Origin of the sequence: Bacillus sp. DB-2 (genome assembly GCF_003315125.1) — a bacterium.
In the GTDB taxonomy this organism is placed as follows: domain Bacteria; phylum Bacillota; class Bacilli; order Bacillales; family Bacillaceae_G; genus Bacillus_A; species Bacillus_A mycoides.
This window is the reverse complement of sequence record NZ_QNRN01000034.1, coordinates 1-8,612: the sequence shown is the minus strand read 5'-3', so window position 1 is coordinate 8,612 and position 8,612 is coordinate 1. Positions and strand designations below refer to the sequence as shown.

The window sequence follows — 8,612 nt, the reverse complement described above, 5'->3', positions numbered from 1 at the left end:
CACACCCGTTCCCATACCGAACACGGAAGTTAAGCTCTCTAGCGCCGATGGTAGTTGGGACCTTGTCCCTGTGAGAGTAGGACGTCGCCAAGCAACTTTAAGACGAGTCAGAATGACTCGTCTTTTTTGTATGCTTTCATACCTCTGTTAATTGCCTGCTTAACTCCTTCTAAATAGGCGAATCCATGCCTTTTATCTGGTTCTAAGTAAGTACCTTCTGCCCATTCATTCCACGCATTAATAAATAAAAACTCGCTGTTGTAAAGAGAATAGGTACGCTGGATTTGTTTGCTTAAATATATCGTGAACTTCCTAGAGGTAGAACCTAGGAAGATGCTGCTATTTAAGTCTTTGCGGCGTGCTGTATTGTCCCAGTCAACAAAGGCACCAGGAAATGTTTTTTTCTCTGGAGGAGATCGCTTTAGTATATACATCCACACTTTATCATAATCCCAAGCGTTTATTTGTTTACCAGACTCATATATTGTCTTATTTATGTCTGAAGAGCTATCATGAGCAATTGTATAAAAAGGCTCGAATTGAATGCTAGCATCAAATCCATTTATATTAGGAAGTGGAAAGCTGTTTAATGTTTCTGCAAAGTATATACCTTTCAAACCATTTTCTTGTGCGAGTGTATTCCAATAATGAAGCATTTGTTCACAATGAGGGATATGCCCAGGGCGATAAATAATGAATAGTGGTTTATCGTCTATACGGATATATCTCTCATCTTGGAAAGCTTGCAATAAATACTCAAAGTGTTCTTTCCAATCCGATAATTCTCCATAATTTTGAGGCATTAATATGTGACTATCAAGACCATCCCAAGTTTTTGTCCACGGTTCATTTGCCCAAGAAAGGCAAAATGGAAAATCTGGTTCCTTCATCTTAAGTACCTCATTAAAGGGTGCCTCCAATAGCCTCTTCCCTTTAAACCAGTAATGGTAATAACAAAAACCATATATGCCATGTGCTTTGGCGATTTCTGCTTGCCATTTTCTTACGGATGGGGTGGTTAAGTCATAATAAAAATCTTGATAAGGTTCTCTAGGTTGGTAATGTCCTGAAAATAAAGGTCGTGCACTTTTAGTATTTGTCCATTCAGTAAACCCTTTCCCCCACCATCGGTCATTTTCTTTTATTTGATGAAACTGTGGTAAGTAAAAAGCGATTATTTTCAAAATATATCCCCCTTATGTTCTTCGTAGTTCAAGTGGTGGGAAGTTACTTTTGATTTTTCGAATCTAGTTAAAACATGAGATATGTTATTTACTTACTGTGTTTATGCTGCATAATGAATTCTTTTGTGCAGTTTGCTTGATATGGAAATCTTTGATGATTTAATATATACGGCTGAGATACAAAATGATCTTCATTATAAAATGAGCGAAAAGAGTTAATCTTTTTGGAGAACAAATAGAGCTTGGGGTAACCGGTTTGTATCATCAAAAAAGTCCCGTAGCTTTAAATACTTCTCATAGTGGTTTTTAATATAAGTTCTAGGTATAACGGTTTCCCCATAGAAGCTACTGTTTCTAACGTCTCCAGCTCCCGTAGGGCTGTGGATAAAATTGCCGCTTTCATAATCCGAGATGGCACGATTTATATCTGGAAAAGCTTGAGATAAAGTTTTATGCCATCCCGTTTGAATTAATTCAGGGTGTTCCTTAAATTGTTGACAGAAATCGAGAAAATAGCGTGCTTGTGTTGTGGCGATGAAGATTCCACCTGGACGAAGAATTCTTGAAAATTCCTTTATCCAATTTTCTGCAGTTTCTTCGGATAAATGTGAGAATACAGAATAAGCGAATATGATGTCTAATGAATTGTCATTAATAAATTCTACAGGAGGTTGTGGGGGAGCTATTTTATACCTGCCTCTTCCTAACGTTTCGTTGCAAAGGTTAATCATTGCAGGATCTACATCAATACCAAGTAAATTTTTATGGCGAACATCTTTGAAAAAGAAGCGTATGATTCTTCCCCATCCGCAACCAAAGTCTAAAATTTTCCGTTCTTTATTCAAGGGAACGCCTAAATTTTGGGCATATGTTTTTACAAGGCTATAAAACAAATATGCTTCATAAAGAGCATGTTCATAGGAAGCACCTACAAACTGTTGTTGAATTTCTTCGGAGGGGAACATAGGTACTGGGATGCCATTTATCTTTGTTTGTGAGCAACTTTGTATAAATAGATTAAGAAGTTCAACATCAGAAAGTGGGCTAACAAGGTTATCAAAATCACTTCCTAACTTAAAGTTATTCATTTGTTAACCTCCAAATTATATAGTTCCTAAAAATCATTTTCGTGTTTTTTACTAATAAAAACATGTAGAAATTCAGCATCTAACCCCAGTGATCTATCCTTGTGTAAATAAACAATGGTATACATATTTGCATGTGTATAAATGTATTCAATCATATCTTGACCCCAATCAAATGTTACTAAAGACCCGTTCTCATCAATAGGATTACCATGATAAATTGGCTCCTCAATATATTCGATTCCTTCTTTATTGATTCTTGCTCTTTGTAAAGTCTTTGTGAGTGTATGATACCAAGGGACAGTAAACACATGAGCGCCGCCAGGCTTTAATACACGCTCTATTTCTTTAAAGGCTTTGTTTGGCTCCATTACATGTTCAAAGACATCTTGAGTAATGAATAAATCAAAAGATTCATTTTGAAAAGTCATGTCTTCTAAGTTCTCGCATCTAACCCCTTGAAAGTATTGGCCGAGAGGGTAGTTTTTAAAGTATTGAGAGTATGTATAGTTTTTGCAGTTTTTTATTAGTAGTTGAGTTGTAATTCCCCCAGGAGAGGATTCGTGGATATGATAGGAACCCCATTTTGGAAAAAATGTATTTAAAACATGGATTAGAGCGCGCTGCCTTGGTATAGAGTGGCATGTAGAACATAAGTAGTGATCTCTAAGCCAATCATTATGCTCTATAAATGTAGCTTTCTTCTCACAAATAACGCAATATCCATTATTGTGCTTCAAATTACCTTCCACATGACATCACTCCTGTGTAAAAAAATGCATATGACACACACGTCAACAACCAGCGAAATCAAAGAGAGTGGGTGGAAATTAGGGAACTCATAAAAGTGAGATTGGTAGAATGGAACAATTAGCGGGAGAGAACCCCACGCTAATTAAAGTTTCACTTTATGCTATGCGATACATTCGCTTTTATTCATTGAAGAATGTATCGACTTAGAATGTCCCTTTTGTGTACGGATACATTTCAAAGTCTTGTGCATATATTTCTGTAACTAAACCCATGGTTTCTTTATCATAAAAGCTTTCATATGTTGGAAAGCGGGGGAAGGATGCATCTGTAATGCTAAGTTCTGCATAGCTTCCCGTATAAAGCATCTTATGAGCACGATGATGATCTGAATTTGTAAGAAGCGCTAAATTTGATTTAGTCAAATCGTACGTGTGTTCTATCTTGGTGATTTGTGTATTAAAATCTTCTAAAGGAATATAGCATTGGATGAAGTTTTCTTCACCTGGGACGTATTGCTGACTAAAATGTATATCTATTGCTAGGGAATTGGAACTGCATGCTTGAACGTAATATAAAAATTGTTTAAATGATATTCCTTGATTACTATATTTGTCATTATAAAAATAATGCCGGATACTTTCCCATTGAGGGCTAGCATATGGATTGTCAGCAAGCAATAAAAAGGAGCTGACCGCCCTTGTATAGGGATTCCGTACAAGTTTACAAACATCTTTTTTTGCTGTTAGAAGCCCATTTTGTAACTCTGGTATGTAGTTGGTGTTGTTTTTATACACCCAGAATTCATAGTAATGAATAAAGTCATGGTATTTCTTTGCTTCAGTAAATAATCCAATTTGAAAAAAGAACCAATTAGCTAAAGTAGTACATCCGCTTCTATGGCTCCAGAATAGTATAAGTGGAAAGTCTTTATGGAAATGTGGGATTCGATCTTTATGTAGGATTACATGATTTAAAAGCTCTTGATTTACATTCTTCATACATGTAGTGCTCCTTTTTGAAAGTTTTATTTATGGAGAAGGTTTTTAAATAGAATAAACGAGAATATGAGAAGGCAAGTTTTTACTAATCCAATATATTCATGGGAATGAGTAAATATTATGAGTGTTTTTGCGGTCATCTTAAATAAGGTATCGATTCTAAAAGGAAAATATAAAATAAAGATAATGAAAATTTATAAGGGGCATACAATTATAAGAGGATGAATAATAGAAGTGACCAAGTTCATTTATTTGTATTTCTAGGTGTGACGAGTAAAAATTTTATTACTAGAGAGGATATTATGAGGAAGAATAATTATTTAATAGTAGGTGGAAATAGTTTCATTGGTATTAACCTCGCAATAGGTTTATTAAAACAGGGTCAAAATGTAAAAGTATTTTCCAGACATATAAATAATTTTCCTCAAAATATTATAAGTGAAGTTGAATTTATTAAAGGTGATTTAGCGAATGTTAAAGATATATATAAAGCTTTAGTGAGTGTGGATATTATTATTTATTTAGCTGCAACGTCTAATGTAGCAACTTCAATTGAAGATGTTTTCGGAGATATAAACAGTAGCTTTTTTTTTCTTAACTTCATGGAAAGTGTTAAAAATTTTCCTGTTAAAAAAATTGTATTAGCATCTTCTGGAGGCACGGTTTATGGTGAACCGGAATATTTACCTATTGATGAGGAACATCCATTAAAACCACTTTCTCCTTATGGAATAACAAAAGTATCGCTTGAAAATTACTTGTACTTTTATAAGAAAAAATACGGAATTGACTATGTTGTATGTAGATATTCTAATCCATATGGAAAATATCAAAATCCTTTAAAGAAAGTTGGGGCAATAAATTGTTTTTTGTATCAGCATCTCAGTAATGACAAGATTAATATATATGGGAATCCACAAGAGATTATTCGAGATTATATTTATATCGATGATTTAGTTGAAATCACTATACAACTATCACAATTAAATCGTTTGAAATCTTGTGTGTATAACATAGGGAGCGGAAGGGGTCTCTCTTTAAAGCGAATTATAGTAGAATTGGAGAAATTAACGGAAAGAAAAGTGGACTTTACCTGCTATAAACAAAGGCAAGAAAATGTTCAAAAAATCATTTTAAATATAGATAGAGTAAGACGAGAATGTAATTGGGAACCGAAAATAGATTTCAAAAGTGGAATTAGATTAAATAAGCTATGGATTGAAGAGTTCTTATTTAGTAAAAAATAATAAGCCATGCCCTACTTTTGTATCAGTAGAGCATGGTTTATTATTTTATTTCTTTTTTTATTACCCAAAGGTCTTGATGTTCCCACCAAAAACCTTCAGTGTATTTTTTGATGACAGGGTTATAGGGTAATAATTTAATTTTGTCACATACGTAAGAGGGACTAACGATCGTTTGCCCGTATTGATGAACATCTAAATCCAATTGTTCACTAGAAGGGAGAAACCAATAACCCTGTTTATTTAAATCTGGAAAGCTGAAGTACTTTTTACTTTGATAACCATGAGTTGTGAAAATGAGTAAGCCTTCAGGAGAAACAGCATTATACAATGTTTGAAGCCAACGAAACCAAGTTGTATCAGGCATATGAGAAAAAAAGGATAGACAAAAGACGATATCATACGTAGACGAGGCCAATTTTACTTGTTCAGGTTCAGGGTGAGATAAGATAGAAGAAGTATTTAATGTGTTTTCAATAAAAGTAATAGCCTCTTCATGTATATCACAGGTAGTTATACTTAAGTTCGTTTGTGGGTTTAATAAATGACGTGTTACGCAGCCATATCCGGATGCGAATTCTAATAATTTAATTGGAGTGTCTATAGGGGGATAAAAGGAAGTAATTAAATCTAAAAGTGTTTCTGCAGATTTTCTCCCATCTTGAAAATAATAATCTATCGCTTCTTTTTTAGATGGGAAGACTGGATTAGTGACAAGGAATTGAAAGATATGATCCTCTGGATGGATACTTACATTTACATTGTATTTGTGTGCAATTTGAGAAAGCAAATCTTTATTTGCTTCTATAAATTCTTTCAAAGAGTAACCCCCTTTAAATGATAGTAACGTTTTACAAGAGATACTGATGGCGAAGAAAATATATCATTAAATCTTCAAATATGCTTTAAGGTACTTTCTATATGTGTACATTTTCTTTTTTGAAATGTCGTCGATAGTAAAGGTTTCTTTAATGAAATTCTGCATTTGTACAACTTCACTGTAATGGGAATATGAATCTTCTGTTCTCGTTACGCTATTTGTATGTCGTCTATGATAGTTTAGCGGTTTTGGATTGAAATAAATGTTCCCCTCTTTAAGAATAGAAACATAGAAAAACCAATCACCAGCTACTTTAAACTTTTCTAATTGTTTTTCTGTAGTTTTTATATCTATGTTTTTAAAAACTACACTTGAGACATTAGGTATGGTGTTTTTGATAAGTAATGTATCTTGTATTTCATCTATCCCTTTTCGGAAATAAGAACTTTTCCATTTTTCTTTATCAATATCATTTGTGTAATCTAAATAATGATTGGCTAGGATATTTCCTTGTTCATCTATTTGTTTTGATTGTGTGTAGCTTAAGGTAACATCACGATTTATATGAAACCCTTGGATTACTTCTTCTAAAAATGTCTGATCACATAAGTCATCGGCCTCTGCAATCCAAATATAATCACCGGTTGCTGCAGAGATGCCTTTTATCCATTGTTTAAATACAGAACCAGAGTTTTTATCATTAATAATCTGCTGAACTTTTAGGTGGGGCTTATTTTCGTTTGAGAGCAGCTGTTCAAATATAGATACGCTATTGTCAGTAGAGGCATCGTCTAGGAAAATTAGTTCGTAAAGGGGATAGGTTTGGTTTAATATGGATTTAACTCGGTTAGATAAGTATTTTTCGTAATTATAGTTCGGTATGATTACGCTTATTTTTTTGTAATTATGATCAAGTAGGTTTAACAGTTGATAAATGTAATGAAGAAAGTTGAAATCTTTTTCAATAAGCTCTTGGCCAAAGCGCCCTTTTTGTAATCGTAAGTCTTCATCTCCAATAAATTCATATATTCTTTCCAGCACCTGCGGTAAATTTAAAAAGTCTACTAAGGCGCCAGTTTGTTCCGTAACAACATCTTCAAAACCTCCAGCGTTTTTAAACCCTATAACAGGGACTTTTGTATCTAATGCCTCTAAAACAACGTTTGGAAAAGGATCTTCTCTTGAAGTTAACAAATATAAATCAGCCCCGGCGTTATATAAACCGATATCTGGAGTAGGCTCAACTAATGTGAAATGTGCTGTATATCTTGGGGATAGCGTGTTAAAGAAATGAACATCCGTTCTCCCGACCCAGATAAAATGAATATTCGTATGAACCTTTCTTACTGAGTAAGCAATAAGTGAGAATAAATCTATCCCTTTCCGATGATCAGCGAAACCTACTCCTAAAATGATTTTGCTATCTAGAGGCAGGTTGTGTTTTTTTCGTAATTCGCTTCTAGCTTTTGCAATATTGTTCTTATAAGGATTGTGGTTAAACAAGCCTTGAGGGAGGATGTGACATTTTTGATGATCTAATTGGGTGATTGTACGGAATTTTTCATACACGTACTGTGAAGGGAAGACAATTTTGTAAGCAAACTGGGCAATGTTTCTAGCTTTCCCCTCGGCAGAGTACTGTTGTATTAAATGCGGCAATTCATGTATTAATGAAATAACTTTTATATTGTGTTTAGCTAGTAATGCAACTATATCACCAATTATGACGGTACTACATATGGCGATGGTATAGTCTTGTGATAGTAACTTCTTTATTAATAATTCGACCCTTTTTTCTGTTGGGTAGTCTTCCTCTAGGCAATAAACAGGACCATACTTTTGAAAATCGTGGATTAAAATGCCCGTTCCAATAGAAATAATTGCGACGGAGTAATGAAAGTTTTCTTTAAGAGCTTTAATAGTATGTAAAGAAAGCAGCTGTGCTCCGTGGAAATGGGCATCATGGGATACATAAATGATCTTCTTATTAACATGCATTTCATAACGCCTCCTAAGTTAATTAGATTTTTAGTAAATGCATGGTGTATTTATAATTCCTAGAGAGAAGTGGTAGGAGATAATTGTGAATGCAGCTGGAATGTACTCGAAATAAAAAGTGTTACCTTTAATATATATTTGTTTGGCTTGCTATTCATTCTTTAGAAAGGTGTAAGTAAGAAAGTATAAACTGTCGATTATGAAAGTGATTGCACCAGTTTATTAATCTCTAGGAACGGAGTATAAATGAAGAAGGTTCAATACCCTTTAGAATTTATAAAATAAAAAGGATAAAAGGTATTGACGATTAGGATATAGAGGTGTAATATAGAACAAGTCGCCGATGCAATAACGCAGAACGCGGCAAACAAAATGAAAAACTTAGTTGACATTAACTAACGAAGATGTTAACATAAGGAAGTCGCAAATGAGCGACAGACAAGTTCTTTGAAAACTGAACGAAACAAACAACGTGAACGTCAATTTTTATTTTTAGATGCTAGACAAACTAACTTTATTGGAGAGTTTGA

General features: G+C 33.9%; 7 protein-coding genes and 1 rRNA gene. 2 read left to right on the top strand and 6 right to left on the bottom strand.

From position 1 onward, the window contains the following. Positions 1-93 (top strand): 5S ribosomal RNA (rrf, locus tag DET63_RS29875); the annotation flags it as partial. Between the two features lie 14 nt (positions 94-107). Here the strand turns inward: rrf and DET63_RS29870 are convergent. From DET63_RS29870 to DET63_RS29855, 4 genes are all read right to left on the bottom strand, one after another. Beyond that, entirely contained in the window at positions 108-1,184 is a 1,077-nt protein-coding gene (locus DET63_RS29870) for a glycosyltransferase WbsX family protein (RefSeq protein ID WP_113938644.1), read from the bottom strand. 215 nt (positions 1,185-1,399) lie between these two features. Continuing rightward, positions 1,400-2,272: a class I SAM-dependent methyltransferase gene (locus DET63_RS29865; RefSeq protein ID WP_088038215.1), complete on the bottom strand. Its 873-nt coding sequence runs from the start codon at positions 2,270-2,272 to the stop codon at positions 1,400-1,402. A gap of 26 nt (positions 2,273-2,298) precedes the next feature. Continuing rightward, entirely contained in the window at positions 2,299-3,021 is a 723-nt protein-coding gene (locus DET63_RS29860) for a class I SAM-dependent methyltransferase (protein ID WP_002029458.1), read from the bottom strand. A gap of 204 nt (positions 3,022-3,225) precedes the next feature. Next, on the bottom strand, positions 3,226-4,020 hold the full coding sequence (locus DET63_RS29855; RefSeq protein ID WP_113938643.1) for a sulfotransferase family 2 domain-containing protein: 795 nt from the start codon (positions 4,018-4,020) through the stop codon (positions 3,226-3,228). A gap of 302 nt (positions 4,021-4,322) precedes the next feature. Between DET63_RS29855 and DET63_RS29850 the strand changes: the two genes are divergently transcribed. After that, entirely contained in the window at positions 4,323-5,267 is a 945-nt protein-coding gene (locus DET63_RS29850; protein ID WP_113938645.1) for an NAD-dependent epimerase/dehydratase family protein, read from the top strand. Positions 5,268-5,307: 40 nt separating this feature from the next. On the opposite strand, the gene DET63_RS29845 is transcribed toward DET63_RS29850, so the two are convergent. Next, complete coding sequence (locus tag DET63_RS29845; RefSeq protein WP_113938642.1) at positions 5,308-6,084, bottom strand: class I SAM-dependent methyltransferase; 777 nt, start codon at positions 6,082-6,084, stop codon at positions 5,308-5,310. A 66-nt stretch (positions 6,085-6,150) separates the two neighbouring features. Next, a complete protein-coding gene (locus DET63_RS29840) occupies positions 6,151-8,082 on the bottom strand; it encodes a glycosyltransferase (protein ID WP_113938641.1) in 1,932 nt (643 codons plus the stop codon). Between the last annotated feature and the right edge of the window lie 530 nt (positions 8,083-8,612).